Raw genomic sequence first — 25,495 nt, forward strand, 5'->3', positions numbered from 1 at the left:
CCGGAGCCCTGAATGACCCTCGAACGCGAAGCCGCCGCCAACACCGCCAAGGTCCTGTCCGAAGCGCTGCCTTACATTCGCCGCTATGTCGGCAAGACACTGGTGATCAAATACGGCGGCAACGCGATGGAAAGCGAGGAGCTGAAAACCGGCTTCGCCCGCGACATCGTGTTGATGAAGGCCGTGGGCATCAACCCGGTCGTGGTTCACGGCGGCGGCCCGCAAATCGGCGATCTGCTCAAGCGCCTGTCGATCGAGAGCCACTTCGTCGACGGCATGCGCGTTACCGATGCCGCTACCATGGACGTGGTCGAGATGGTCCTCGGTGGCCAGGTCAACAAGGACATCGTCAACCTGATCAACCGTCATGGCGGCAGCGCCATTGGCCTGACCGGCAAAGACGCCGGGCTGATTCGTGCGAAGAAACTGACCGTCACCCGCCAGACACCGGAGATGACCCAACCGGAGATCATCGACATCGGCCAGGTGGGCGAAGTGGTCGGGATCAACACCGAGCTGCTGAACCTCCTGGTCAAAGGCAACTTCATCCCGGTGATCGCGCCAATCGGCGTCGGCGAGAACGGCGAGTCGTACAACATCAATGCTGACCTGGTGGCCGGCAAAGTCGCCGAAGCGCTGAAAGCCGAGAAGCTGATGCTGCTGACCAACATCGCCGGCCTGATGGACAAGGCGGGAACGGTCCTGACCGGCTTGACCACCCAGCAAGTCGACGACCTGATCGCCGACGGCACCATCTATGGCGGCATGCTGCCCAAGATCCGTTGTGCACTGGAAGCGGTCCAGGGTGGCGTGGGCAGCTCGCTGATCATTGACGGTCGGGTACCGAATGCGATTCTGCTGGAGATCTTCACCGATACCGGTGTGGGCACCCTGATCAGCAATCGCAAGCGTCCGTAAGCGATAGCGCACAAAAAAGACCCCGCTCAGCCTGGCTGAACGGGGTCTTTTTTTGCCCACGATCCCTATGAAACCTGAATATCCCTGTAGGAGCTGCCGCAGGCTGCGATCTTTTGACTTGGCTTGTAAAAAACAGGATCAAAAGATCGCAGCCTGCGGCAGCTCCTACAGGGATCGTGTTAAACGCCGAATTGGGCGCGGTAGGCTTCCACGGCTGGCAGGTGCTGCTTGAGCTGCGGATCGTCAGCCAGGAACTCGAGCACCTGGTTCAGCGAAACGATGCTGATCACCGGAATACCGAAATCACGCTCCACTTCCTGGATCGCTGACAACTCACCGTTGCCACGCTCCTGACGGTTCAGGGCGATCAGCACGCCGGCCGCCTTGGCGCCGTCCTGGGAGGCGATGATCTGCATCACTTCACGGATCGCGGTGCCAGCGGTAATCACGTCGTCGATGATCAGCACATTGCCGGTCAGCGGCGCGCCGACCAGGCTACCGCCTTCACCGTGAGCCTTGGCTTCCTTGCGATTGAAGCACCATGGCAGGTCACGACCGTGATGTTCGGCCAATGCCACTGCAGTGGTCGCCGCCAAAGGGATCCCTTTGTAGGCCGGACCGAACAGAACATCGAAGCCAATACCGCTTTCGGCAATGGCTGCAGCGTAGAAACGACCCAGCTGCGCCAGGGCCGAACCCGAGTTGAACAGGCCCGCATTGAAGAAGTAAGGACTGGTGCGCCCGGACTTCAGGGTGAACTCACCGAAGCGCAAAACGCCGCGATCGATGGCAAAACGAATGAAATCGCGCTGATACGCTTGCATGAAAAAAACCCCAAATACCACGGATTTAGCTAATTAGGTTGACGCCGTGTATCATACACGCACGCGATTTTTGGGGCCATTTATGCGGATCATCAGTGTGAACGTCAATGGTATTCAGGCTGCAGTCGAGCGAGGTTTGCTCAGTTGGCTGCAGGCACAGAATGCCGACGTCATCTGCCTGCAGGACACCCGTGCCTCCGCCTTTGAACTGGACGATCCAGCCTTCCAACTGGATGGATACTTCCTTTATGCCTGCGACGCCGAAGTTCCCGCCCAAGGCGGCGTGGCTTTGTACTCGCGGTTGCAACCGAAGGCTGTCATCAGCGGTCTCGGTTTCGAGACGGCAGACCGCTACGGGCGCTACCTGCAAGCAGATTTCGACAAAGTTAGTATTGCAACCCTGCTGCTTCCTTCCGGGATGAACGGCGATGAGGACTTGAACCAGAAGTTCAAGCTCATGGACGACTTCGCCAAGTACCTGGACAAGCAGCGGCGCAAACGCCGCGAGTACATTTATTGTGGCTCGCTGTATGTGGCGCAACAGAAACTGGACATCAAGAACTGGCGTGACAGCCAGCAATCCCCGGGCTTCCTGGCGCCTGAACGCGCCTGGATGGACGAGATTGTCGGCAACATGGGTTACGTCGATGCCCTGCGCGAAGTCAGCCGTGAAGGCGACCAGTACAGCTGGTGGCCGGATAACGAACAGGCCGAAATGCTCAACCTCGGCTGGCGCTTCGATTACCAGATCCTGACCCCGGGCCTGCGCCGCTTCGTACGCAGCGCGCGCCTGCCACGTCAGCCACGGTTCTCGCAACATGCGCCACTGATCGTGGACTACGACTGGACGCTGACCATCTAAGTGTCAGATGCAAAAAAGCCGACAGCGATGTCGGCTTTTTTATGGGTGATTAGTTTTCTGTCGGAGCGAGCCTGCTCGCGAAGGCGGAGTGTCAGTTAATACAAATGTCGCCTGGCACAATGCTTTCGCGAGCAGGCTCGCTCCCACAAAAAGATCTTCGCTGATCGTTATTTGATCAACCGCCAGGTGAACGGATACCGATATGGCACCCCTTCATTGGCTTTCACACCACCGATGATGGTCAAGACCAGCGCCCCAATCGCCACCAGGCCGAACAGGAAAAACCCGATAATCACCAGCATCAGCAGCAAGCAAATGGCGGAAGCAATGGCGACCGTGATCTGAAAGTTCAGCGCCTCCTTGCCCTGCGCGTCGATGAACGGGTCCATCTCGCGCTTCATCTGCCACAGAACCAGCGGGCCGATCAGCGTACCGAATGGAATCCAGATCCCCAGCAAGGCGGACAAGTGACAAAACATGGCCCACTGCCGAACCTCTTTGCTCGGGGTGGGAAGTAGCTGTTGCTCTTCACTCATGGCGCCCTCCTTGCCTACAGGTATCCAGATCAGTCGGCCAGTGCAGCCTTTTGCAGATCAAAGATTTCGTTCATGCCTTTTTTCGCCAGTTCCAGCATGGCGTTCAGCTCTTCAGGCTGGAACGGCGCGCCTTCGGCAGTGCCCTGGACTTCGATGAAGCCGCCAGTGCTGGTCATCACCACGTTCAGGTCGGTCTCGGCCGCCGAATCTTCCAGGTAGTCGAGGTCGAGCACAGGTTCGCCTTGATACATGCCCACCGACACGGCGCCGATCATTTGCTTGAGTGGGTCGCCGCCTTTCAGGCCGCCACGCTTCTTGATCACTTTCAAGGCATCGACCAGGGCAACCATGGCGCCGGTGATGGAGGCGGTGCGCGTGCCACCGTCAGCCTGGATCACATCGCAGTCAACGTACAGGGTGATGTCACCCAGCTTGGACATGTCCAGCGCAGCGCGCAGGGAACGGCCGATCAGGCGCTGGATCTCCAGGGTACGGCCGCCTTGCTTGCCGCGGCTGGCTTCACGCTGGTTACGCTCGCCGGTGGCGCGCGGCAACATGCCGTACTCGGCCGTCAACCAGCCCTGGCCCTGGCCCTTGAGGAACCGCGGCACGCCGTTTTCGACGCTGACGGTGCAGATGACCTTGGTATCACCGAACTCGACCAGTACGGATCCCTCGGCGTGTTTGGTGTAGTTGCGGGTAATGCGGATCGAGCGGAGCTGATCGGCAGCGCGACCACTTGGACGTTTCATAAGGGATACCTGTACGGGGACGGAAAACTGCGGAGCATTATAGAGCCGCCAGCCACGACTGGGCACTTCTAAAAAAATCCTCGGACGAGCGAAGGCTCTGCACAGCCCGCTGCCGACGACCTGCAGGCCTTTGTCACACCGTGTGTTTGGGCGCATCCACGCCACTGCGCTACAATCCTGCGCCTTTGCTGCCAGTCGGCTTAAATTCATTCATATCGGATTGCCGGAACGTCAGTTGCGCGCCGATCTGCATTGCGAGGTACCTCCATGGTGCACAGCATGACCGCCTTCGCCCGCGTCGAGAAAGCCGGGGGCCAGGGCACCCTGAGCTGGGAGCTGCGCTCGGTCAACAGCCGCTACCTGGAACCCCACTTGCGCCTGCCGGAGTCCTTCCGCGACCTCGAAGGCGCCGTACGCGAAGCGCTGCGCCAGGCTGTCTCCCGAGGCAAGCTCGAATGCACCCTGCGCTTCACCGAAGAAAATACCGGTAAACCACTGCAGGTGGACCAGGCACGCGCAGCACAACTGGTTGCGGCCGCCGAGACCATTGCCAGCCTGATCAAGAACCCAGCTGCGCTCAACCCACTCGAAGTGCTGGCCTGGCCCGGCGTATTGGTGGGCGACGCGACCGACCCGCAAGCGCTGAACGCCGAGGCACTGGCACTGTTCAACCAGGGCCTCAAAGAGCTCAAGGCCGGCCGCGAGCGCGAAGGCGCGGAGCTGGCACGGCTGATCAACGATCGCCTGACGTCCATTGAAGAAGACGTGGTGACCCTGCGCGAACTGGTTCCGCAGATGCTCGCCACCCAGCGCCAGAAAGTGCTCGACCGCTTTGCCGACATGAAGGCCGAGATGGACCCGCAGCGCCTGGAGCAGGAAATGGTCATGCTCGCGCAAAAAAGCGACGTCGCCGAAGAACTGGATCGCCTGAGCACTCACATCATCGAAGTTCGCCGGGTGCTCAAGTCCGGCGGCGCCGCCGGTCGGCGCCTGGACTTCCTGATGCAGGAACTCAACCGCGAAGCCAACACACTGGGCTCCAAAGCCTTCGACCCGCGCAGCACCCAGGCTGCGGTCAACCTCAAGGTGTTGATCGAGCAGATGCGCGAACAAGTGCAGAATATTGAGTAAGGCAAACCCCATGACCCATAGCACCGGCACCCTCTACATCATTTCCGCGCCTTCGGGCGCCGGCAAGACCAGCCTGGTCAAGGCCTTGATCGACGCCCAGCCGCAGATCCAGGTTTCCGTTTCCCACACCACCCGCGCGATGCGCCCGGGCGAAGTGGATGGCGTGAACTACAACTTCGTCTCGCGCGAACAGTTCGTGAAGATGATCGAGCACGGCGATTTCCTTGAGCGCGCCGAGGTGTTCGGCAATCTCTACGGCACCTCGCAGAGCCATCTGCAGCAGACGCTGGACGAAGGCCATGACCTGATCCTGGAAATCGACTGGCAAGGCGCCGAGCAGGTGCGCAAGCTGATGCCCCAGGCGCGCTCGATCTTCATCCTGCCGCCGAGCCAGGAGGCCCTGCGCCAGCGCCTGGACAATCGCGGCCAGGACAGCAACGAGATCATCGAAGGTCGCATGCGCGAAGCCGTCAGCGAAATGAGCCACTACGTCGACTACGACTACCTGATCATCAACGACGATTTCGCCCACGCACTGGACGACCTGAAGGCGATTTTCCGCGCCAATCAGTTGCAACAAAAACGCCAGCAGCAACGTTTTGGCAAATTACTGGCTGAATTACTCGGCTAAAGAGCTCTTCCCAAAACAGCTGCAAGGGCTTTACATTGGCACTTGCAGCGCGTTGAAGAGCTTGGTCAAAAAATCAGCGCTTCCCTAAACGCTGGTGATTTTTTAAACTGTTGAGTCCGCTCGCCCATCCGGGCAGCGCGCATATTGCATTTGCTACGAGGAAGACCATGGCCCGCGTAACCGTTGAAGACTGCCTAGAACACGTGGATAACCGCTTTGAGCTGGTCATGCTCTCTACCAAGCGTGCCCGTCAACTGGCCACCGGCGGCAAAGAGCCGAAAGTAGCATGGGAAAACGACAAGCCTACCGTCGTCGCCCTGCGTGAAATCGCTGAAGGCCTGATCGACTACGCAGCTATCGCCGAAGCCGAAATCGTTGAAGATGAACCGCTTTTCGCTGCATTCGAGGACGAGTCCAACGAGGCCGTCTAAGCCTATGCCTGGTCGACGTAGCACGGCGCGGGAACACAGCTTGCGGCAGGAGTCATCATGCCGAGCATAGACGCCCTCGCCGATCGCTTATCGACCTACCTCGGCAAAGACCAGGTCAACCTGGTCCGCCGAGCGTATTTCTACGCCGAACAAGCCCACGACGGCCAACGCCGCCGTAGCGGTGAGGCGTACGTCACGCACCCACTTGCGGTGGCGAATATTCTTGCGGACATGCACATGGACCATCAGAGCCTGATGGCGGCCATGCTGCATGACGTGATCGAAGACACCGGCATTGCCAAGGAAGCGCTGCAAGCGCAATTTGGCGAAACCGTGGCCGAACTGGTCGACGGGGTCAGCAAACTGACCCAGATGAACTTCGAGACCAAGGCCGAAGCCCAGGCTGAAAACTTCCAGAAAATGGCCATGGCCATGGCGCGCGACATTCGCGTGATCCTGGTCAAGCTGGCCGACCGCCTGCACAACATGCGCACGCTGGAAGTGCTGTCCGGCGAAAAGCGCCGGCGCATCGCCAAGGAAACCCTGGAAATCTATGCACCCATCGCCAACCGGCTGGGCATGCACGCCATCCGCATAGAATTCGAAGACCTCGGCTTCAAGGCCATGCACCCGATGCGTTCCGCGCGAATCTACCAGGCGGTCAAGCGCGCCCGGGGCAACCGCAAGGAAATCGTCAACAAGATCGAAGAATCCCTCAGCCATTGCCTGGCCATCGATGGCATCCAGGGCGAGGTCAGCGGGCGCCAGAAACACCTCTACGGCATCTATAAGAAGATGCGCGGCAAGCGTCGGGCCTTCAACGAGATCATGGATGTATATGCATTCCGGATCATCGTCGACAAGGTCGATACCTGCTACCGCGTGCTGGGTGCTGTTCATAATTTGTACAAACCGTTGCCGGGGCGCTTCAAGGATTACATCGCGATCCCCAAGGCCAACGGCTATCAGTCGCTGCACACCACGCTGTTCGGCATGCACGGTGTTCCGATCGAGATCCAGATCCGCACCCGCGAAATGGAAGAGATGGCCAACAACGGCATCGCCGCCCATTGGCTGTACAAATCCAGCGGCGACGAGCAGCCAAAAGGCACGCATGCGCGCGCGCGCCAGTGGGTCAAGGGCGTACTGGAAATGCAGCAACGGGCCGGCAACTCGCTGGAGTTCATCGAAAGCGTGAAGATCGACCTGTTCCCGGACGAGGTCTACGTGTTCACGCCCAAAGGCCGGATCATGGAGCTGCCCAAGGGCTCCACGGCGGTCGACTTCGCCTACGCGGTGCACACCGACGTCGGCAACAGCTGCATTGCCTGCCGGATCAACCGTCGCCTCGCGCCGCTGTCCGAACCGTTGCAAAGCGGTTCCACGGTCGAGATCGTCAGTGCTCCCGGCGCACGGCCGAACCCGGCGTGGCTCAATTTCGTGGTTACCGGCAAAGCACGCACCCATATTCGCCATGCGCTGAAACTGCAGCGCCGTTCCGAGTCCATCAGCCTGGGCGAACGCCTGCTGAACAAGGTGCTCAACGGCTTCGACAGCTCGCTGGAAAAAATCCCGGCCGAGCGCGTGAAAGCGATGCTTGCCGAGTACCGCCTCGAACTGATCGAAGACTTGCTTGAAGACATCGGCCTGGGCAATCGCATGGCCTACGTCGTCGCCCGACGCCTGCTTGGCGAAGGCGAGCAGTTACCCAGCCCTGAAGGTCCGTTGGCGATCCGCGGCACCGAAGGTCTGGTCCTCAGCTACGCCAAGTGCTGCACACCGATCCCGGGCGACCCGATTGTCGGTCACCTGTCCGCGGGCAAGGGCATGGTCGTGCACCTGGACAACTGCCGCAACATCAGCGAAATCCGCCACAACCCGGAAAAATGCATCCAGCTCTCGTGGGCCAAGGATGTCACCGGCGAATTCAACGTCGAACTGCGCGTTGAGCTGGAACACCAGCGCGGCCTGATCGCCCTGCTGGCCAGCAGCGTCAACGCGGCCGACGGCAACATCGAAAAAATCAGCATGGATGAACGCGATGGTCGCATCAGCGTGGTCCAACTGGTGGTCAGCGTGCACGACCGTGTGCACCTGGCCCGCGTGATCAAGAAACTGCGCGCCCTGACCGGGGTGATCCGCATCACCCGCATGCGCGCGTAGCCACCCACCCATTACAAGGAGTCATTCATGACCAAGACTGTTATCACCAGCGACAAGGCCCCGGCCGCCATCGGTACTTACTCCCAGGCGATCAAGGCTGGCAACACCGTCTACATGTCGGGCCAGATCCCTCTGGACCCAAAAACCATGGAACTGGTCGAAGGCTTCGAAGCACAGACCGTCCAGGTGTTCGAGAACCTCAAGGCCGTGGCCGAAGCCGCCGGTGGTTCGTTCAAGGACATCGTCAAATTGAACATCTTCCTCACCGACCTGAGCCATTTCGCCAAGGTCAACGAGATCATGGGCAAATACTTCGACCAGCCTTACCCAGCACGCGCCGCCATTGGCGTTGCGGCCCTGCCAAAGGGTTCGCAGGTTGAAATGGATGCCATCCTGGTCATCGAGTAACGCGTCTGGCGCAGCCAATGGCTGCGCCGACCGCTCTGCAGTAAAGAAAGCCTGAAAGGATTCCACCATGCGCAAAGCGCTTGTTCTCTCGCTGCTCGCCCTGTTTTTGGGCGGTTGTGCCAGCAACCCTGCCGACCGTGATATCAGCGGCACCTGGATCAACCAGGCGGCGATCGATGCTGCAGCCAAAGGCGGCCCCCTGCGTGAAGCCCTCCAGGCCTATGGTCCGAACCTGGAGTGGGACGTCAATACCAAGGCCAGTCAGGCCCGCTACACCAATGGCTTTGAAAATGTCGAAGGCAAGTTGCTGGGCGAACAGTCCGGCGCCTGGAAAGTCGACTTTTATGGCAGCTCTGCCAGCGAGCTCAAGCGTGACGGCAAGCAACTGAGCCAGGCCGCCAGCGACAACGAACCCGAGCAGGTCTTCGACCGCGCATTGATTCCGGTTCCGGATGGCGCACCGATGGGCGCCAGTTTCGAACGCGCGCTGTACTCGGCGTACATGGGCGGTAGCTGGAAGGTCGTCAGCGGCCCCGGCGAAGGCAATAGCGTGCAGTTCCAGGCCGACGGCCAGGTCATCGGCCTGCCGGAAGCCGATCGATATGCCCTGTGCCTGGCGGGTGATTGTGCATCGATGAGCGGTGGCAACGACAACATGTGGTTGCAACTCAACGGACAAGGAAACCCCTGGATCTTTGCGCGCAAAGGCAAGGAACTGGAAATCTTCCAGGCGGTGAATACCGCCCAGGCAGACGAAATGCCCCAGTACACACCGGGCAATCGCAAGTGGCTGCTGGAAAAACAGTAATCCACACATGCCCCATGTGGGAGCGAGCCTGCTCGCGAAAGCGGTGTATCAGTCGACATAAATGTTGAATGTTACGACCTCTTCGCGAGCAGGCTCGCTCCCACGATTGATTCGGGCGTCTGGCAGTTAACAATTCCCTTCAATGATCGCCGCATAACCCTCGCGAAAACTCGGATACTTCGGCATCCAACCCAACGCCTTCGCCCGCGCGTTACTACAACGCTTGCTCCCGGTGCGGCGCACAGTGGCGTCCTCCGCCCATTCGGTCACACCCATGTACTCGCGCAACCAGCCCACCACATCCGCCAGCGCGGCGGGTTCGTCATCAACACCTATATAGACATCGTCCAGTGCCACGCCACGCCGGTCCGCCTCGAGCAGACACGCCATCAAGCCGGCGGCGTCATCGGCATGAATTCGATTGGCGTACAGCGGCGGATCGATCGCCACGCGATACCCGCGGCGAACCTGGGTCAGCAACCATTCACGACCCGGGCCGTAGATACCGGTCAAACGCACGATACTGGCCGGGATGCCGCTATTGAGAGCAATCTGCTCCGCTTCAAGCATCACACGCCCTGAATAACCCGCCGCCACGGCTGGCGAAGTCTCATCAATCCACTCGCCCTGCTGCTGGCCGTAGACACTGCTACTGGAAACGAACAACAAGCGATTGGGCACCTGGCCATAGTCGTCCAGCCACTCCAGCACATGCTGCAAGCCCTGGACATAAGCGGCCCGATAACCCGCTTCATCGTGATCGGTGGCGGCCGCGCAATACACCAGGTAATCCACCGCACCGACCGGCCAAGTTGCCGGGCAGTCCTTGTTGAACAGGTCGCCGGCCACTCCGACAACCCCGTCGGGCAGGCGCGAAACGTCACGGCGCAGGCCATGGACTTCCCACCCGCCAGCCAACAACTGCGTGGCCAGGCGACTGCCGACATCACCGCAACCGGCGATCAAAACAGAGGGTGCGGACATCAGAAAACTCTCCTTGAAAATGGACAAACCAGCGCTGGCAATGGACGAGCGGCTAGCAATGCAGGAAAAAAAGAGACGCTATTACTTCTGTTAACAAGAATTACTTGCAATAATGCGGACCACTTTTGTTCTCGGCCTTACGAGGCCTGGAAGAACATTAACCGTCTTTTTCCTTCAGGTCCGGCCCAGCATGACACGTATTCAACTCTCCGCTTCGCCAACCAAACGACCTCGCGCCTGGAGCGCGGTGGCCGCCCTGCTACTCAGCCTGATGCTGGCGCCAACCGCCGCCTTTGCTGACGCACAAGCCCCCGCCACCCCGACTGCCGCCGCCGCACCTGCCCAGGCCGACCACGCCGGCCCGGCAGCGGCGCCGGTCGCGACCGATCCTGCCCAGGCAGTACCGGCAGACGCGATTGGTGAAGACGCTCCCGAAGTCCTCGAGGCCGACAACACCCTGGGCATGGCCCATGACCTGTCGCCGTGGGGCATGTACCAGAACGCCGACATCATCGTGAAAATCGTGATGATCGGCCTGGCCATCGCCTCGATCATCACCTGGACCATCTGGATCGCCAAGGGTCTTGAGTTGATGGGCGCCAAGCGTCGCCTGCGCGGTGAAATCGCCCAGCTGAAAAAGTCCGCCTCCCTCAAGGAAGCCAGCGCCACTGCGGCAAAGGAAGGCACCCTGGCCAACCTGCTGGTCCATGATGCCCTCGAAGAGATGCGCCTGTCGGTCAACAGCCGTGAAAAAGAAGGCATCAAGGAGCGCGTCAGCTTCCGCCTTGAGCGCCTGGTAGCGGCTTGCGGTCGCAACATGAGCAGCGGCACCGGCGTGCTTGCCACCATCGGTTCCACAGCGCCGTTCGTCGGCCTGTTCGGTACCGTATGGGGCATCATGAACAGCTTCATCGGCATCGCCAAGACCCAGACGACCAACCTCGCCGTCGTCGCCCCCGGCATCGCCGAAGCCCTGTTGGCCACGGCTCTGGGCCTGGTTGCAGCGATCCCTGCGGTGGTGATCTACAACGTGTTCGCCCGCTCCATCGCCGGTTACAAAGCGCAGGTCTCCGACGCGTCGGCAGAGGTCCTGCTGCTGGTCAGCCGCGACCTCGACCACCAGCCTGAGCGCAGCTCACATCCGCACATGGTGAAAGTGGGGTAATCGGCCATGGGCCTGCATTTGAAAGAAGGGGCAGACGACGATCTGTCCGAAAACCACGAAATCAACGTCACGCCGTTCATCGACGTGATGTTGGTGCTGCTGATCATCTTCATGGTGGCGGCCCCGCTGGCTACCGTAGACATTAAGGTCGACCTGCCCGCGTCCACCGCCAAGCCGGCGCCACGGCCGGAGAAACCGGTGTTCCTCAGCGTCAAGGCTGACCAGCGCCTGTTCCTCGGCGAAGACGAAGTGAAGGTCGAAGCACTTGGCGCCACGCTCGACGCCAGGACCCAGGGCAAGAAAGACACGACGATCTTCTTCCAGGCCGATAAAGGCGTGGATTACGGCGACTTGATGAGCGTGATGGACAATCTGCGCGCCGCCGGTTACCTGAAGGTGGGCCTGGTCGGACTCGAGACGGCAGCCAAGAAATGATCAATACGCGCCATAAGCTGACGCGTTACAGCGGTAGCCTGGCCATTGTGCTGGGCGTTCACGCGCTGGCCATCGCACTGGCCGTGAACTGGACTGCCAACCCGCCCATCGAATTGCCACCTCAGGCAATGATGGTCGAACTGGCACCGCTTCCCGCCCCGCCACCGCCTGCACCGCCGAAGGTCGTCACGCCACCGCAGCCGCCCGCTCCGGTTGAAGAATTGCCGATACCCAAGCTTGCCGAAGCGCCGAAGGCCGAGATTGCCGTGCCCAAGCCGGTAAAACCCAAGCCGAAGCCTCAGCCGCCCAAACCGGTAGAGAAGAAGCCTGATCCGCCAAAGGAAAAGCCGTCGGAGGAGAAACCCGCCGACACGCAGCCGACCCAGGCGCCGACGGAGAAGTCCGCACAGCCTGCACCAGGCCCTTCAGCGGCTCAAGTCGCGGCCAAGGCGAGTTGGCAAGGCGCATTGCTGGCGCACTTGCAAAAGTACAAGAAGTACCCTGCCAGTGCACAGGCACGGGGCAAGGAAGGCATGAACCGTCTGCGTTTCGTGGTGGACGGCGAAGGCAACGTCCTGTCTTTCGAGCTGGTGGGCGCTTCGGGCACAGCCGATCTGGACCGGGCGACCCTGGACATGATTCGCCGAGCGCAGCCGCTGCCCAAGCCGCCGGCCGACATGCTGACCAATGGCTCCATCGAAATCGTTGCACCCTTTGTGTACTCGATCGACAAGCGCCGACGCTGATCACACCGGCCATCCAGGCCCCTGGCTCTGCAAAAGGCACCGATAAGGTGCCTTTTGCATATCTGGATACGGCAAACCGGTATTGCCCTGTGTTACACGCCACATACCTTCTGATAACGTGCGTCTATCGATTGCAGCCGGTATGCTTGGCTCGCAACTTCATGGACGCTTGCTATGACCCTCACAGAATTACGCTACATCGTTACCCTCGCCCAAGAACAACACTTCGGCCATGCCGCCGAGCGTTGTCACGTCAGCCAACCAACCCTGTCGGTGGGCGTGAAAAAGCTTGAAGACGAACTCGGTGTGCTGATTTTTGAGCGCAGCAAAAGCGCCGTGCGCTTGACCCCGGTTGGCGAAGGCATCGTCGCCCAGGCGCAAAAAGTACTCGAGCAGGCCCAGGGCATTCGCGAACTGGCCCAGGCTGGCAAGAACCAGTTGACCGCGCCGCTCAAGGTCGGCGCGATCTATACCGTCGGCCCGTACCTGTTTCCGCACCTGATCCCGCAACTGCACCGGGTTGCCCCGCAGATGCCGTTGTACATCGAGGAAAACTTCACCCACGTGCTGCGCGACAAACTGCGCAATGGCGAACTCGACGCGATCATCATCGCCCTGCCGTTCAACGAAGCCGACGTGCTGACCTTGCAGCTCTATGACGAGCCGTTCTATGTCCTGATGCCGGCTCAGCACCCATGGACGCAGAAAGAATCCATCGACGCCAACCTGCTCAACGACAAGAGCCTGCTGCTGCTCGGCGAAGGGCACTGCTTCCGCGACCAGGTACTCGAAGCCTGCCCGACACTGGCCAAGGGCAACGACGGCGCCAAGCACACCACGGTGGAGTCCAGTTCGCTGGAAACCATCCGCCACATGGTGGCCTCCGGCCTCGGCATTTCAATCTTGCCGCTGTCGGCGGTCGATAGCCATCACTACGCCCCCGGCGTGATCGAGGTTCGACCACTGTCGGCGCCAGTGCCATTCCGCACCGTAGCCATTGCCTGGCGTGCGAGCTTCCCGCGACCCAAGGCCATTGAAATTCTCGCTGACTCCATTCGCCTGTGCTCGGTGGCCAAGCCCGCCGCACCGGTAACGGCCGGTTAAGCCACGCCATGACCGAGTTGTCGCAAGTGTCGGTGACGGCACTCAAGGGTGTCGGCGAAGCCATGGCCGAAAAACTGGCCAAGGTCGGCCTGGAGAATCTCCAGGACGTTCTGTTTCATTTGCCATTGCGTTACCAGGATCGCACTCGCGTAGTGCCGATCGGCGCACTGCGCCCAGGGCAGGACGCCGTCGTCGAAGGCACCGTCAGCGGCGCAGACGTGGTCATGGGCCGACGCCGCAGCCTTGTCGTGCGCATGCAGGACGGCACCGGCGGCCTGAGTCTGCGCTTCTATCATTTCAGCAATGCACAGAAAGAAGGCCTCAAGCGCGGCACGCGGATTCGCTGCTACGGCGAAGTGCGGCCCGGCGCCTCGGGGCTGGAAATCTACCACCCGGAATACCGCGCCATCACCGGCGACGAACCACCGCCCGTGGATGAAACCCTGACCCCGGTGTACCCGCTCACCGAAGGCCTGACCCAACAGCGTCTTCGGCAGCTGTGCATGCAAACCCTGACTTTGCTCGGCCCGAGCAGCCTGCCCGACTGGCTGCCGAAGGAACTGGCCCGCGACTACCAATTGGCGCCGCTGGCCGATGCGATCCGCTACCTGCATAACCCGCCTGCCGATGCCGATGTCGACGAACTCGCCTTGGGTCACCACTGGGCCCAGCACCGCCTGGCCTTCGAAGAGCTGCTGACCCATCAACTGTCCCAGCAGCGCCTGCGCGAGAGCATGCGTGCCCTGCGCGCGCCAGCGATGCCGAAAGCCACGAAGCTGCCCGGCCAATATTTAGCCAACCTCGGCTTTACCCCGACGGGCGCGCAGCAACGGGTGGGCAACGAAATCGCCTACGACCTCAGCCAGCACGAACCCATGCTGCGACTGATTCAGGGCGACGTCGGCGCGGGCAAGACCGTGGTCGCCGCGTTGGCTGCACTCCAGGCGCTGGAAGCCGGTTATCAAGTCGCCCTGATGGCGCCCACCGAAATCCTCGCCGAGCAGCACTTCATCACCTTCAAGCGCTGGCTCGAACCGTTGGGTATCGAAGTCGCGTGGCTCGCCGGCAAGCTCAAGGGCAAGAACCGTGTCGCCGCGCTTGAGCAGATCGCGGGCGGTGCGCCGATGGTGGTCGGCACCCACGCGCTGTTCCAGGACGAAGTACAGTTCAAGAATCTCGCGCTGGCGATCATCGACGAACAGCACCGCTTTGGTGTACAGCAACGCCTGGCGCTGCGGCAGAAAGGCGTCGGCGGGCGGATGTGTCCACACCAACTCATCATGACCGCCACGCCGATCCCCCGGACGCTGGCCATGAGCGCCTACGCCGACCTCGACACCTCGATCCTCGACGAACTGCCCCCCGGCCGTACTCCGGTGAACACGGTGCTGGTCACTGACACCCGGCGCGTCGAAGTGATCGAACGAGTGCGCGGTGCTTGCGCCGAAGGGCGTCAGGCCTATTGGGTGTGCACGCTGATCGAAGAATCGGAAGAGCTGACCTGCCAGGCCGCTGAAACTACGCACGAAGACCTCACCGCCGCCCTCGGCGAATTAAAAGTCGGCTTGATCCATGGACGCATGAAGCCTGCCGAAAAAGCGGCGGTGATGGCCGAGTTCAAGGCCGGCAACCTGCAACTGCTGGTCGCCACCACAGTCATTGAAGTCGGCGTGGACGTACCCAACGCCAGCCTGATGATCATCGAAAACCCCGAACGCCTGGGCCTGGCGCAACTGCACCAGTTGCGCGGCCGCGTGGGGCGGGGCAGCGCGGTCAGCCATTGCGTGCTGCTTTATCATCCGCCGTTGTCCCAGATCGGACGTCAGCGACTGGGTATCATGCGCGAAACCAACGACGGTTTTGTGATTGCCGAAAAAGACCTCGAACTGCGCGGCCCCGGCGAAATGCTCGGCACACGGCAAACCGGCCTGCTCCAATTCAAGGTCGCCGACCTGATGCGCGATGCCGACCTGCTGCCTGCCGTACGCGACGCCGCCCAGGCCTTGCTGGAACGCTGGCCTGACCATGTCAGCCCGTTACTCGACCGCTGGTTGCGCCACGGGCAGCAATACGGCCAAGTGTGAGCAGCGTCTCAGTTTCCAGGCGATGGCTTTGAGCAAGCTGGTTATACTCCTGAAATTGTTTTGGAACGGATACAGACCATGACCGAAGTTGCCCTCGCACCTGCTGCCCCGCACGCTCCGTCGGTCATTCGGCTGCTGCTGGACAAAATGGGCATTACCTTCGAAGAAGTGCTCGACCATCACGGCCTGAACGCTGCGCGCAAAGTCCAGGCCGTGCTGCTCGATGACAGTGTCGGCGCGCTGATGGTGCTGTATCCGCAGAGTCAATTGCTGGACCTCAATCGCCTGACCGAACTCACAGGCCGCCGCCTCACAGCCGTGTCGACCGAGCGTCTGCAGAAAATGCTCGGCAAACACAGCCTGAGCCTGCTGCCGGGCCTGCCATCGCTGACCAGTTCGCCCTGCCTGTATGAAGAAAGCCTGTTGCGCGAACCCATGGTGCTGGTCAATTCGGGGGAGCCGGGCGTGCTGCTGGAGATCACCAGCGAAGCCTTCAGGTCCATGCTGACCAAGGCCAGCGCCGCCAACTTCGGCGAGAACCTGAGCAGCATCCGCCCCAACCTTGATCGCCCTGACGATGACCGCGATGAGATCTCCCAAGCCGTCCAGGCGTTCACGGCGCGACGTATCCAGCAACGACTGGAAGCGACCATCGAGATTCCACCGCTGGCCGAAACGGCGCAGAAGATCATCAAGCTGCGCGTCGACCCTAACGCCACTATCGACGACATTACCGGCGTGGTCGAAACCGACCCGGCCCTCGCCGCACAAGTGGTGAGCTGGGCCGCATCGCCGTACTACGCCTCACCGGGCAAGATTCGTTCGGTAGAAGACGCGATCGTCCGGGTACTGGGTTTCGACCTGGTGATCAACCTGGCGCTGGGCCTGGCCCTGGGAAAAACCTTGAGCCTGCCCAAGGACCGCCCGCAACACAGCACTCCGTACTGGCAGCAATCGATCTACACGGCCGCGGTCATCGAAGGCCTGACCCGGGCCATGCCCCGCACCCAGCGCCCGGAAGCGGGCCTGACCTACCTGGCGGGCCTGCTGCACAACTTCGGCTACCTGCTGCTGGCCCACGTGTTCCCGCCGCACTTCTCGCTGATCTGCCGTCACATGGAGGTCAACCCACACCTGTGCCACAGCTACATCGAGCAACACCTGCTCGGCATCAGTCGCGAACAGATCGGTTCATGGCTGATGCGCTACTGGGACATGCCGGAAGAACTCACCACCGCGCTGCGCTTCCAGCACGACCCAAACTACGACGGCACCTACGCCGAATACCCGAACCTTGTTTGCCTGGCCGTACGCCTGCTGCGCAGCCGGGGCATTGGCTCCGGACCGGATGAAGACATTCCGGACGCCCTGCTGGAGCGTCTCGGCTTGAGCCGTGCTAAAGCCGAAGACGTTGTCAGCAAAGTGCTGGAGGCTGAAGTGTTATTGCGTGAGCTGGCGTCGCAATTCAGTCAACCCTAAAAGCTTCGCGGGACAGCCTCGCTCCTACAAGGATTTGGATCTTCCCTGTGGGAACAAGCAAGCTGGCAATGGGTAAAGGCGGCCGAAGAAATCAAGCCAAGCAGCGCACCACATGGCCTGCTAGACCGCTTACGCGTCCATAACCACAAAAAACCACCCGGTGGTCCGGCAACACTGCGAGAGACGTGAAAAAGCCCTCAGTTGCGTCGAAAGCAATAAATCCTTTTCCGCCGCCAAACGTCGTATCAAAAGACCCATCAGGAAGGTAACGCGCAACCAGGTTGACCAGCTCTCTACTATCACCAACAAACACTGCCAGCCCAACGAGGATTCGCCCGTCATCCTGCAAAGCAAGACTTTTCACCACATTGTTTGGATATCCGGAATAAACAGATAACGCTGGCTGCCCATCATTGAAATCTTTGGAAAAACTTCCATCCGAAGTTAGAGAAACGAGTAGCGTACTCCTTCCAGAGTCGCTTGCGTTATCGCCTGCTGCTACCACCCCCCCGTCAGGCTTTAGTGCCATCGAAGTTAGCGTGCTGGATAAGTTAATACTCGGAATGGTCACAATACCAGTTCCTTTGTCACCGTAACTTATGTCAACGCTTCCGTCCTGATTATAGCGAATGACATGGACATAGCGGTTATACGTAAAGAAAACCAAAACTTTACCGTCCTGCTGTAACAGTACCCCACGACTAAAACGCTCCTCCGAGCTAGCGGAAGCAATGAATACATAGCCCTTACCACCAAATGTTTCGTCCAATGAACCATTCTCGCTCAGTCGAATCACGATTACCCTAAAATCGCTTGCGCCGACTTTGATAGTCCGAGTCAAAACAATTTGACCATCCAGTGCAGTTGCGACTCCTCTAACACCGCTTGAGTAACCGGTTGATTTATCGACCTGCTCCCCCTCAGCTTCACTGCTGTGAAAACTGGCACCAGGATAGCTATTGCTATCAAGAAAATTGTAAACGTTATAACTTACTTGACCATCATTATTATCGCCAAACGAGGGATCTGGCGCACCATCCTTTACCTGCCGAACAATTGCGACAGTGTTATTTATCGCGCCACTAACAAGAAACTTGTCATCTGGCAACAAATCCAATGAGTTAGCATAAAAATAACCGATACGGGACGTCGGAACAACGACACTCCCACCACTGGCAAACGACGAGTCAAGTGATCCGTCTTCATTTAGCCTTACCATTTTTAGACTTGTATCGTCACCAGTAGTAACCATCAGCAATTTGTTTTGTGGCAGGGTAGCTATCGCCTGAGGAAAATCACTAGCGGCGACATTATCGATTGGGAAGGTTACAACACCTCCGATACCAAAAGTTTGATCGTAAAAATTCCCAGCTATTTTAGCTTGCGATTGACTCATGATCAGGCTCCACCAGGTCGGCATTGATGTACTAAGACCCCCACAATGGAGCATGTCCTCATTTAAAACACCTGTCAGAAATGATAGCTATACATTCTTTTGAGGCCAGATAACCGACTTATCAGGCCAAAAAATCGGAACTCAGCTACCTTTAGTTGGCTTCTTCCGCGGCTTCAAATACTTGGTCAACCCTTGGAACCAGATCACCAGCGCCGGGTTGCCCTTGATCTGAATCGACTTGTCCTGAATACCCGTCATGAACGCCAACTGCTTGTTCTTGGCCTGCATCGTGGCAAAGCCGTAGGCCGCATCCTTGAAGGCAATCGCAAACGCTGGCTCGGCATACACACCCGCCTTGCTGGTGATGCGCTGATCCTTCACCCGGAAGTGCCGCGCTACTTTCCCGTCCAGGGTCTGCAGTTGAAACACCAGTTCTTTATCACCCAGCTGCTGCTGAAACGCCGGATTGGTCCGACTGGCCTTACCCATCAACAAACCCAGCATCCACAGCAGAAAACGAAATTTCATGCGCAAGCCTCAGAAGAAAAATGAACGGCCGGCGCAGTGTAGCGATTAAATTCCAGAACGCCACCTTCCAGATATGTTTGGAGGAGATGCCTGGATTTTTGACGCCGATGACTACCAAGTCACGGACGAAAGCCTGCCTTTTCTGGACTCAGACGGGGTGTGGTGGGGCGACGTTATCCAGCACTCGATTTACCGCCAGTTCACCGAGCATGATCACCTGCTGAAGCGCCAGCATCGTACTGCGGTGCGCCCCCTCGAGCATTGCGGCGATTTCACTTGCCATCACGTTGGCCGACGCCAACGACTCACAGGCGTGGGCTAATAGCGTCTCGTTGTCGATGTCAGGCGCCACGACAAAGATCGCGCCGGGTGGATGAGCCCCGGTCATGACCAAGGCATTGGGTTTCAGGTAATGGTCCAGGGCGCGGGTGGCGGCATGGTGCAACTTTCTTGAAGTCGCGGACATGTACGGGGTAGTGCTAACGCTTTCTAATCCGGCGGGCAATTCTTTGGCCTTGGGCATGGTATATCTCCGATGAAGATTGGGAGTGACCAAACTAACCGTCGCGCTTCCGAAGGCCAACCTTAAAAAAGCGTCAGATGCTTCCTCAATTTTGTAAGGAAATTCATCATTTTCGAGATACGTTTAACGATTCCAAACCTGCCGTTTGGTAGCATAATCGCCATGGCCATCAGCAGAATGGTAAATAGGTAATTCATCGCACTCGGCTCTGGACTGCCCTCACACACCGATCCTGAACATGAAAAAAATCGTCCTGTAGGAATGGCCTAAGGCTGCGACATTTTGATGTTTGTCCCGCAAGCTTGCCGGAAACTTCCTGCAAGACGCGGGACGTATCTCGGGGTTCTTCATCCGCTAACCAAAGGATCGTTGGCCGTTACTCGATCACCGCGTAGCGATAGTTCACATTTGTCAGCCGCCCATGAATCGCCAGCATCACTTCGAACGTACCAGTGGTGCCGGTCGGCAAATGCACATCATGCCGGTTTGGGTCCAGATGCGTTCCTGGAGCGCCCACGATTTGAACTCCACTCGGCTCATACAGCTTGTCATCCGGTGTTTGGGCCTGAACAAATATTTCAGGCAGCCTGATGGTCAGCGAATTGTTTTGGCGTACTTTGCCCAAGTCGAAAATGCCCAAGGCTTGATTGTGGAAATTAATATTGGTGGTGGAAGGCATGGCATTCAACACAGTCATGTCTTCAAACCCGTTACTTTGAATCAACAGGTTTTTGAGGGCGGTCAGCCTGGCCATTGAGTCTGGCAGTTTTCCGCACAGATTATTGTTATTACCCACGTCGAAGCGTTCCAGTCTTGTCAGATTACCGATCGACTCCGGAATACTGCCTCTCATAATGCCCAGCGGCCTTTGAGAGCTCAGATTCAACTGGGTCAGGCTGGTCAGATTCCCTATCCAGTCCGGAATTGATTTGAGTGCGCTGTTGATGAAGTGCGCCGACGTCAACTTTGCCAACGTTCCGAAGTCTTCAGGCAGGCGAGTGACAGGTTGATTTTCTATCATTACGTTTTGCAAATTGCGCAGATGCCCAATGCCTCGCAGGCTGGTGAACTTTCCAGGCGCCCCGCTCAGCACACTCAAGACCGTCACTTTATCAAGCATGTCCTGCGTCACGACATCGTCGATGGTCACCGGTATGCCCGTGGCTTCTGAAATATGTGCGGCCGCAATGTGCGCAAAAGAAAGGTCGTCAAAGAGCGTCCTTATCTTTGCCGGGATTATCACAGGGGAAAAAGCCTTTGCAATAGCAGTGTCCGAAGTCATGTCGTCACCTTGCCCGCATTTAATGAACTCCTTTTATAAACCATCGGTTGAAGTTCGGTAACTGTCATAGCTGACAGTTGACAAAAGCCACTTGGCTACATGCTTGATAAGCAAGACTTCTCGATTAACAAAAAATGGGCACCCAATCTCATTGGCGTGCCCATTCTTCAGTCCGCTCCCCTGAACTGCAGGTTCGCGAAACAGATTACGGATTAACACTGTCCTTCAACGATTTACCCGGTTTGAATGCAACAGTGTTGCTGGCCTTGATCTTAACCGGCTCACCGGTTTGCGGGTTTTTGCCGGTGCGGGCACCGCGGTGGCGTTGCAGGAAGGTGCCGAAACCTACCAGCGTCACGCTGTCTTTGCGGTGCAGGGCGCCGGTGATTTCTTCGAGAACGGCGTTGAGGACGCGGTTGGCCTGCTCTTTGGTTAGATCTGCTTTTTCAGCGATGGCTGCGGCGAGTTCTGGTTTACGCATATTAGTGAAGCCCCTTTGACGGTTTTTTGTTGTTATGTCCGTGCCGCCCTCTATGGAGCAGCGCCCAAAGCGCCGCAGGTGCTCTACTCTGCGGCAGACGGGAGTGAGGATGGCACGCAGTGAGGAGCCGCGCCAGTGTCGGCACGGCCAATGTACGGGCAAAATGGGGGTGATTCCGACAGAACGACCGGTATTTACGCCAGCAGTGCCGGAAGCTCTTTGTTGAGGGCCAGCTTTTCCATCACGGCTGCGCCTGTGAGGGCATAACCGAGCAGTTTGCCGTGGGCATCACGGCATAAAACCTTGATGTCGGCGCCCTGCCCTTCGACTGTCCAGAAGCCCTCCGTACCCCGTGGCGGCGGGGATACCACCAATGGGCACACCGGGGTTTTGACAGTGATCGGCATCGGGCCGTAGTTGACCACCGTCGGGTTGCCGGCAAGGGTCTGTGCCAGCGCTCTCGCACAACTCATCAGGGGCATCACGTACAACAGGTTCAGCCCATCGACCTCGGCACAGTCACCCAGGGCGTAGATGTTGGCATGGGACGTTTGCAGGTGCCGGTCGACCACTACGCCGCGATTGACCTGCAGGCCGGCAGCGGCGGCCAGGTCGATGCGCGGACGCAGGCCAATGGCCGACACCACCACGTCGCACGGTATGACCTGACCATCGGAAAGATGGGCCTCCAGGCCGTCAGCAACCCGCTGCAGGCGATTGAGCACCGGCCCGAGGTGGAAGCGTGCACCCAGGCTTTCCAGCCCGGCCTGGACCGCTGCGGCCGCTGCCGGGTGCAATAGGGTCGGCATGACCTGCTCGCACGGTGCAACCAGTTGCACCTCGTAGCCGCCCAGGGTCAGGTCGTTGGCGAACTCGCAACCGATCAGGCCGGCGCCCAGCAACAAGACCCGCCGCTTGCCGGCCGCAGCCGCGCGAAAGCGCGCGTAGTCTTCCAGATCGTTGATCGGGAACACGCAATCACCTGCATCACCTTCGATGGGTACGCGCACGGTTTCCGCCCCCCACGCCAACACCAGGTCACGGTAGATCACCGCTTCCTCGCCGATCCACAGGCGCTTGTGGCCCGGGTCGATGCCACTGATGCGGGTATGGGTGCGCACCTCGGCCTTCAATTGCTCGGCCATCGCGCCCGGTTCAGCCATGCTCAGGCCGTCGGCGTCCTTGTTTTTGCCGAAACCGGTGGAGAGCATCGGTTTGGAGTAGGAGCGCCCGTCATCGGCGGTAATCAGCAGGAGCGGGGTTTCGCTGTCGAGTTTGCGAAACTCGCGAGCGACGTTGTAGCCAGCCAGCCCGGTACCAACGATTACGACAGGTGCGTTCATTCCTTACTCCTCAGTTGTTCAGGCGGCGATTTCGATCATTTCGAAATCCATTTTGCCCACACCGCAGTCCGGGCACAGCCAATCTGCCGGAACGTCTTCCCAACGGGTGCCCGGCGCAATGCCGTCATCGGGCCAACCGTCGGCTTCGTTATAAATCAGGCCGCAGACGATACATTGCCACTTTTTCATTCAGGTAATTCCTCGGGATTCAGGCTATTGCCGGCGCGGACGGTCGATGGTTACTGCGTTGCCATCCAGCTCAAAGCGTTTTTTTACTGATCGGGCCCGACAGATGCAAGCCTGTTCGGCGCATTGGGTGGCCCGGATCAATCAACATTGGTGGCTGACATGGTAAGCTCACAGGCTCCTTTGCTGCCAATAATGACTCATTGTGCAACACACAGAATCCCCCTGCCCTCCCCCAACCTGGCTCTTTCAAAGCCAACTGACGCCTCTCCCCGACACGTCTATCCTCGATTGGTTGTTCGATAATGGCTCGCTGACCAGGCGTCTCATTCATCTGACGAATGATGCGTTTAGCGTCACGCCATTATTCGAAGGGTGGCAGCCCCTGCGCACGGATGAATGCGCCGCGCTCGACCTGGCCGAGGGCAGTGAAGGCTGGGTGCGCGAGGTGTATTTGCGTGGACACGGGCAAGCCCTGGTGTTTGCCCGCAGCGTAGCGGCGCGCAGTGCGTTGCAGGGCGACGGCTTGCACATGGACGAATTGGGCAGCCGCTCCCTGGGCGAACTGCTGTTTTGCGATCACGCCTTCCAGCGCCGTGCCATCGAGGTTTGCCACTACCCGCAGGCGTGGTTGCCGAGCGAAGTGCGGGCGCCCGGGCTGTGGGCTCGCCGCTCGCGTTTCGACCGTGGCGCCTTGAGTGTGCTGGTGGCCGAGATCTTCCTGCCGACCCTGTGGAGCGCCGCCCGCGTCCATCCGGAGAATTGCTGATGTACCAGAGCCTGCTCAAGTCCTTGAACCGCTTGAATCCCCGGGCCTGGGATTTCATTCAGCTGACGCGCATGGACAAGCCGATCGGCATCTACCTGCTGTTGTGGCCGACGCTATGGGCGCTGTGGATTGCCGGCAAGGGCTCGCCGTCGCTGGCCAATATCGTGATTTTCGTCCTTGGCGTGGTGCTGACCCGCGCGGGGGGCTGTGTGATCAATGATTGGGCGGACCGCAAGGTCGATGGCCATGTGAAGCGCACCGAACAGCGCCCGCTGCCGAGCGGCAAGATCAGCTCCAAAGAAGCGTTGGCGTTCTTTGCATTATTGATGGGCCTGAGCTTCCTGCTGGTGCTGTGCACCAACGCGGCAACGGTGTGGCTGTCGTTCGGTGGCTTGGCGCTGGCCTTCACCTATCCATTCATGAAACGCTACACCTATTACCCGCAAGTGGTGCTGGGCGCGGCGTTTTCCTGGGGGATGCCGATGGCGTTCACTGCCGAGACCGGCGAACTGCCAGCGGCGGCGTGGCTGCTGTGGATCGCCAACCTGATGTGGACGGTGGGTTACGACACTTACTACGCGATGACCGACCGCGACGATGACTTGAAGATCGGCGTGAAGTCCACGGCAATCCTGTTTGGCGAGGCTGATCGGGTGATCATCCTGACCCTGCAAGGGTTGGCGTTGGGTTGCCTGCTGCTGGCCGGGTCTAAATTCGAGCTCGGCGGCTGGTTCCATCTGGGACTGGCGGTGGCGGCGGGCTGTTTTGCCTGGGAGTTCTGGTACACCCGTGACAAGGACCGTATGCGCTGTTTCAAGGCGTTCTTGCACAACCATTGGGCCGGGTTGGCGATTTTTGTCGGGATCGTGCTGGATTACGGGTTGCGTTGACCCGTTTTCCTGTAGGAGCGAGCATGCTCGCGAAGATCTCACAGACGCCGCGGGGTGTCAGGCTTGCCGCGTTATCGTTGACGACCATCGCGAGCATGCTCGCTCCTACACGTTTACTTCTGCGACTCGTGCATGACGTGCCAGACGTCCTTCATTTTGTCGCCTTTCATGTCTCCAGGTTTTTCGTCCTTCACAAAGGTATAAAGTGGTTTGCCGTCATAAGCCCACTGCATCGTGCCGTCATCGCGCTTGATTGGCGTAAATTTGCCCTCGGCCTTGGCCCCCGCCGGTGCCATCATCGGCGGCCAATTCTTGGCACAATCACCATTACACATCGACTTGCCATCCGAGTCCTTGTCGAATGTGTACACCGTCATACCTTTATGGTCGACCATCATGCCGTCCTTCATCATCGCCGGGTCAGCGGCGAAGGCCATGGTCGGCAGCGTTAGCGCAGCAGTCACCAGCAAAGCCTTCCAGGATTGAGCAATGTGTTTCATGGAAACCTTCCGTTTGTGGTTGTCAGGATTCGGACTTAGAGCTTAGCCCAGGTTCATGACAATCGCCGGGCGACTAAAATACTGTCACACGACTGCAATAATTCCGTTATCTAATGCGGCGCAAGACAGTTAAATG

At 59.1% G+C, this 25,495-nt stretch carries 28 protein-coding genes; 16 read left to right on the plus strand and 12 right to left on the minus strand.

Going from position 1 to position 25,495, the window contains the following annotated elements; genetic code table 11:
* The first annotated feature begins 12 nt into the window (after window positions 1–12).
* A complete protein-coding gene (gene argB / locus PG5_RS14650) occupies window positions 13–918 on the plus strand; it encodes an acetylglutamate kinase (RefSeq protein WP_020797904.1) in 906 nt (301 codons plus the stop codon).
* 179 nt (window positions 919–1,097) lie between these two features.
* On the opposite strand, the gene pyrE is transcribed toward argB, so the two are convergent.
* Complete coding sequence (gene pyrE / locus PG5_RS14655) at window positions 1,098–1,742, minus strand: orotate phosphoribosyltransferase (RefSeq protein WP_020797905.1); 645 nt, start codon at window positions 1,740–1,742, stop codon at window positions 1,098–1,100.
* 82 nt (window positions 1,743–1,824) lie between these two features.
* Here pyrE and PG5_RS14660 point away from each other — a divergent pair, with 82 nt between their 5' ends.
* The gene (locus PG5_RS14660) at window positions 1,825–2,604 is read left to right on the plus strand and encodes an exodeoxyribonuclease III (protein ID WP_008062840.1); all 780 of its coding nucleotides are present in this window, start codon (window positions 1,825–1,827) and stop codon (window positions 2,602–2,604) included.
* A 167-nt stretch (window positions 2,605–2,771) separates the two neighbouring features.
* Here the strand turns inward: PG5_RS14660 and PG5_RS14665 are convergent, their stop codons facing one another.
* Both PG5_RS14665 and rph read right to left on the minus strand, forming a co-directional pair.
* On the minus strand, window positions 2,772–3,140 hold the full coding sequence (locus tag PG5_RS14665) for a DUF4870 domain-containing protein (protein WP_020797906.1): 369 nt from the start codon (window positions 3,138–3,140) through the stop codon (window positions 2,772–2,774).
* A gap of 29 nt (window positions 3,141–3,169) precedes the next feature.
* Entirely contained in the window at window positions 3,170–3,892 is a 723-nt protein-coding gene (gene rph / locus PG5_RS14670) for a ribonuclease PH (protein ID WP_020797907.1), read from the minus strand.
* Window positions 3,893–4,159: 267 nt separating this feature from the next.
* Between rph and PG5_RS14675 the strand changes: the two genes are divergently transcribed.
* The 6 genes from PG5_RS14675 to PG5_RS14700 all read left to right on the plus strand — a co-directional run bounded on the left by PG5_RS14675 (window position 4,160) and on the right by PG5_RS14700 (window position 9,464).
* Window positions 4,160–5,023 carry a YicC/YloC family endoribonuclease gene (locus PG5_RS14675; RefSeq protein ID WP_020797908.1) on the plus strand — a complete coding sequence of 288 codons (864 nt, stop codon included), beginning with the start codon at window positions 4,160–4,162 and terminating at the stop codon, window positions 5,021–5,023.
* A 10-nt stretch (window positions 5,024–5,033) separates the two neighbouring features.
* Window positions 5,034–5,654, plus strand: coding sequence for a guanylate kinase (gmk, locus tag PG5_RS14680; protein WP_020797909.1), 621 nt, complete (start codon window positions 5,034–5,036; stop codon window positions 5,652–5,654).
* A gap of 167 nt (window positions 5,655–5,821) precedes the next feature.
* Complete coding sequence (gene rpoZ / locus PG5_RS14685; RefSeq protein ID WP_007921129.1) at window positions 5,822–6,085, plus strand: DNA-directed RNA polymerase subunit omega; 264 nt, start codon at window positions 5,822–5,824, stop codon at window positions 6,083–6,085.
* A gap of 57 nt (window positions 6,086–6,142) precedes the next feature.
* Entirely contained in the window at window positions 6,143–8,248 is a 2,106-nt protein-coding gene (spoT, locus tag PG5_RS14690) for a bifunctional GTP diphosphokinase/guanosine-3',5'-bis pyrophosphate 3'-pyrophosphohydrolase (RefSeq protein WP_008062824.1), read from the plus strand.
* 27 nt (window positions 8,249–8,275) lie between these two features.
* Window positions 8,276–8,656 (plus strand): RidA family protein, encoded by a 381-nt coding sequence (locus tag PG5_RS14695; RefSeq protein WP_003229509.1) that lies wholly within the window; start codon window positions 8,276–8,278, stop codon window positions 8,654–8,656.
* Window positions 8,657–8,723: 67 nt separating this feature from the next.
* Window positions 8,724–9,464, plus strand: a complete 741-nt coding sequence (locus PG5_RS14700; protein WP_020797910.1) for a hypothetical protein — start codon at window positions 8,724–8,726, stop codon at window positions 9,462–9,464.
* 126 nt (window positions 9,465–9,590) lie between these two features.
* Here the strand turns inward: PG5_RS14700 and PG5_RS14705 are convergent, their stop codons facing one another.
* Complete coding sequence (locus tag PG5_RS14705) at window positions 9,591–10,448, minus strand: SDR family oxidoreductase (protein ID WP_020797911.1); 858 nt, start codon at window positions 10,446–10,448, stop codon at window positions 9,591–9,593.
* A gap of 190 nt (window positions 10,449–10,638) precedes the next feature.
* Here PG5_RS14705 and exbB point away from each other — a divergent pair, with 190 nt between their 5' ends.
* The 6 genes from exbB (at window position 10,639) to PG5_RS14735 (ending at window position 17,461) form a co-directional block, all read left to right on the plus strand.
* Window positions 10,639–11,613 (plus strand): tonB-system energizer ExbB, encoded by a 975-nt coding sequence (gene exbB / locus PG5_RS14710; RefSeq protein ID WP_033045207.1) that lies wholly within the window; start codon window positions 10,639–10,641, stop codon window positions 11,611–11,613.
* Between the two features lie 6 nt (window positions 11,614–11,619).
* Window positions 11,620–12,048 carry a TonB system transport protein ExbD gene (gene exbD, locus PG5_RS14715; protein WP_020797913.1) on the plus strand — a complete coding sequence of 143 codons (429 nt, stop codon included), beginning with the start codon at window positions 11,620–11,622 and terminating at the stop codon, window positions 12,046–12,048.
* The gene (locus tag PG5_RS14720) at window positions 12,045–12,794 is read left to right on the plus strand and encodes an energy transducer TonB (RefSeq protein WP_020797914.1); all 750 of its coding nucleotides are present in this window, start codon (window positions 12,045–12,047) and stop codon (window positions 12,792–12,794) included. The genes exbD and PG5_RS14720 overlap by 4 nt, the downstream gene beginning before the upstream one ends.
* A 174-nt stretch (window positions 12,795–12,968) precedes the next feature.
* Window positions 12,969–13,898: a hydrogen peroxide-inducible genes activator gene (locus PG5_RS14725; protein ID WP_008064487.1), complete on the plus strand. Its 930-nt coding sequence runs from the start codon at window positions 12,969–12,971 to the stop codon at window positions 13,896–13,898.
* An 8-nt stretch (window positions 13,899–13,906) separates the two neighbouring features.
* Window positions 13,907–15,982, plus strand: coding sequence for an ATP-dependent DNA helicase RecG (gene recG, locus PG5_RS14730; RefSeq protein ID WP_020797915.1), 2,076 nt, complete (start codon window positions 13,907–13,909; stop codon window positions 15,980–15,982).
* Window positions 15,983–16,060: 78 nt separating this feature from the next.
* Complete coding sequence (locus PG5_RS14735) at window positions 16,061–17,461, plus strand: aminoacyl-tRNA deacylase and HDOD domain-containing protein (RefSeq protein WP_020797916.1); 1,401 nt, start codon at window positions 16,061–16,063, stop codon at window positions 17,459–17,461.
* A 91-nt stretch (window positions 17,462–17,552) separates the two neighbouring features.
* Here PG5_RS14735 and PG5_RS14740 read toward each other — a convergent pair whose 3' ends face one another.
* The 7 genes from PG5_RS14740 to PG5_RS14770 form a co-directional block, all read right to left on the minus strand.
* Window positions 17,553–18,857, minus strand: a complete 1,305-nt coding sequence (locus tag PG5_RS14740; protein WP_177326141.1) for a hypothetical protein — start codon at window positions 18,855–18,857, stop codon at window positions 17,553–17,555.
* A gap of 141 nt (window positions 18,858–18,998) precedes the next feature.
* Window positions 18,999–19,385 (minus strand): hypothetical protein, encoded by a 387-nt coding sequence (locus PG5_RS14745; RefSeq protein WP_020797918.1) that lies wholly within the window; start codon window positions 19,383–19,385, stop codon window positions 18,999–19,001.
* Window positions 19,386–19,533: 148 nt separating this feature from the next.
* Window positions 19,534–19,908 (minus strand): DUF6124 family protein, encoded by a 375-nt coding sequence (locus PG5_RS14750; RefSeq protein ID WP_020797919.1) that lies wholly within the window; start codon window positions 19,906–19,908, stop codon window positions 19,534–19,536.
* Between the two features lie 376 nt (window positions 19,909–20,284).
* A complete protein-coding gene (locus PG5_RS14755) occupies window positions 20,285–21,190 on the minus strand; it encodes a leucine-rich repeat domain-containing protein (RefSeq protein ID WP_042955426.1) in 906 nt (301 codons plus the stop codon).
* Window positions 21,191–21,395: 205 nt separating this feature from the next.
* On the minus strand, window positions 21,396–21,671 hold the full coding sequence (locus tag PG5_RS14760; protein WP_003213368.1) for an HU family DNA-binding protein: 276 nt from the start codon (window positions 21,669–21,671) through the stop codon (window positions 21,396–21,398).
* A 194-nt stretch (window positions 21,672–21,865) separates the two neighbouring features.
* Window positions 21,866–23,014: an NAD(P)/FAD-dependent oxidoreductase gene (locus PG5_RS14765; protein ID WP_020797922.1), complete on the minus strand. Its 1,149-nt coding sequence runs from the start codon at window positions 23,012–23,014 to the stop codon at window positions 21,866–21,868.
* An 18-nt stretch (window positions 23,015–23,032) separates the two neighbouring features.
* Window positions 23,033–23,203 (minus strand): rubredoxin, encoded by a 171-nt coding sequence (locus PG5_RS14770; protein WP_007995385.1) that lies wholly within the window; start codon window positions 23,201–23,203, stop codon window positions 23,033–23,035.
* 202 nt (window positions 23,204–23,405) lie between these two features.
* Between PG5_RS14770 and PG5_RS14775 the strand changes: the two genes are divergently transcribed.
* Together PG5_RS14775 and ubiA are read left to right on the plus strand one after the other, a co-directional pair.
* Window positions 23,406–23,969, plus strand: coding sequence for a chorismate lyase (locus PG5_RS14775; protein WP_033045499.1), 564 nt, complete (start codon window positions 23,406–23,408; stop codon window positions 23,967–23,969).
* Window positions 23,969–24,859 (plus strand): 4-hydroxybenzoate octaprenyltransferase, encoded by an 891-nt coding sequence (gene ubiA / locus PG5_RS14780; RefSeq protein WP_020797925.1) that lies wholly within the window; start codon window positions 23,969–23,971, stop codon window positions 24,857–24,859. Before PG5_RS14775 ends, ubiA begins: the two co-directional genes overlap by 1 nt.
* Before the next feature lie 113 nt (window positions 24,860–24,972).
* On the opposite strand, the gene PG5_RS14785 is transcribed toward ubiA, so the two are convergent.
* Entirely contained in the window at window positions 24,973–25,359 is a 387-nt protein-coding gene (locus tag PG5_RS14785) for a hypothetical protein (RefSeq protein WP_020797926.1), read from the minus strand.
* Window positions 25,360–25,495 lie beyond the last annotated feature (136 nt).

It is taken from the genome of Pseudomonas sp. G5(2012) (genome assembly GCF_000408945.1).
GTDB classification, from domain to species: Bacteria; Pseudomonadota; Gammaproteobacteria; order Pseudomonadales; family Pseudomonadaceae; genus Aquipseudomonas; species Aquipseudomonas umsongensis.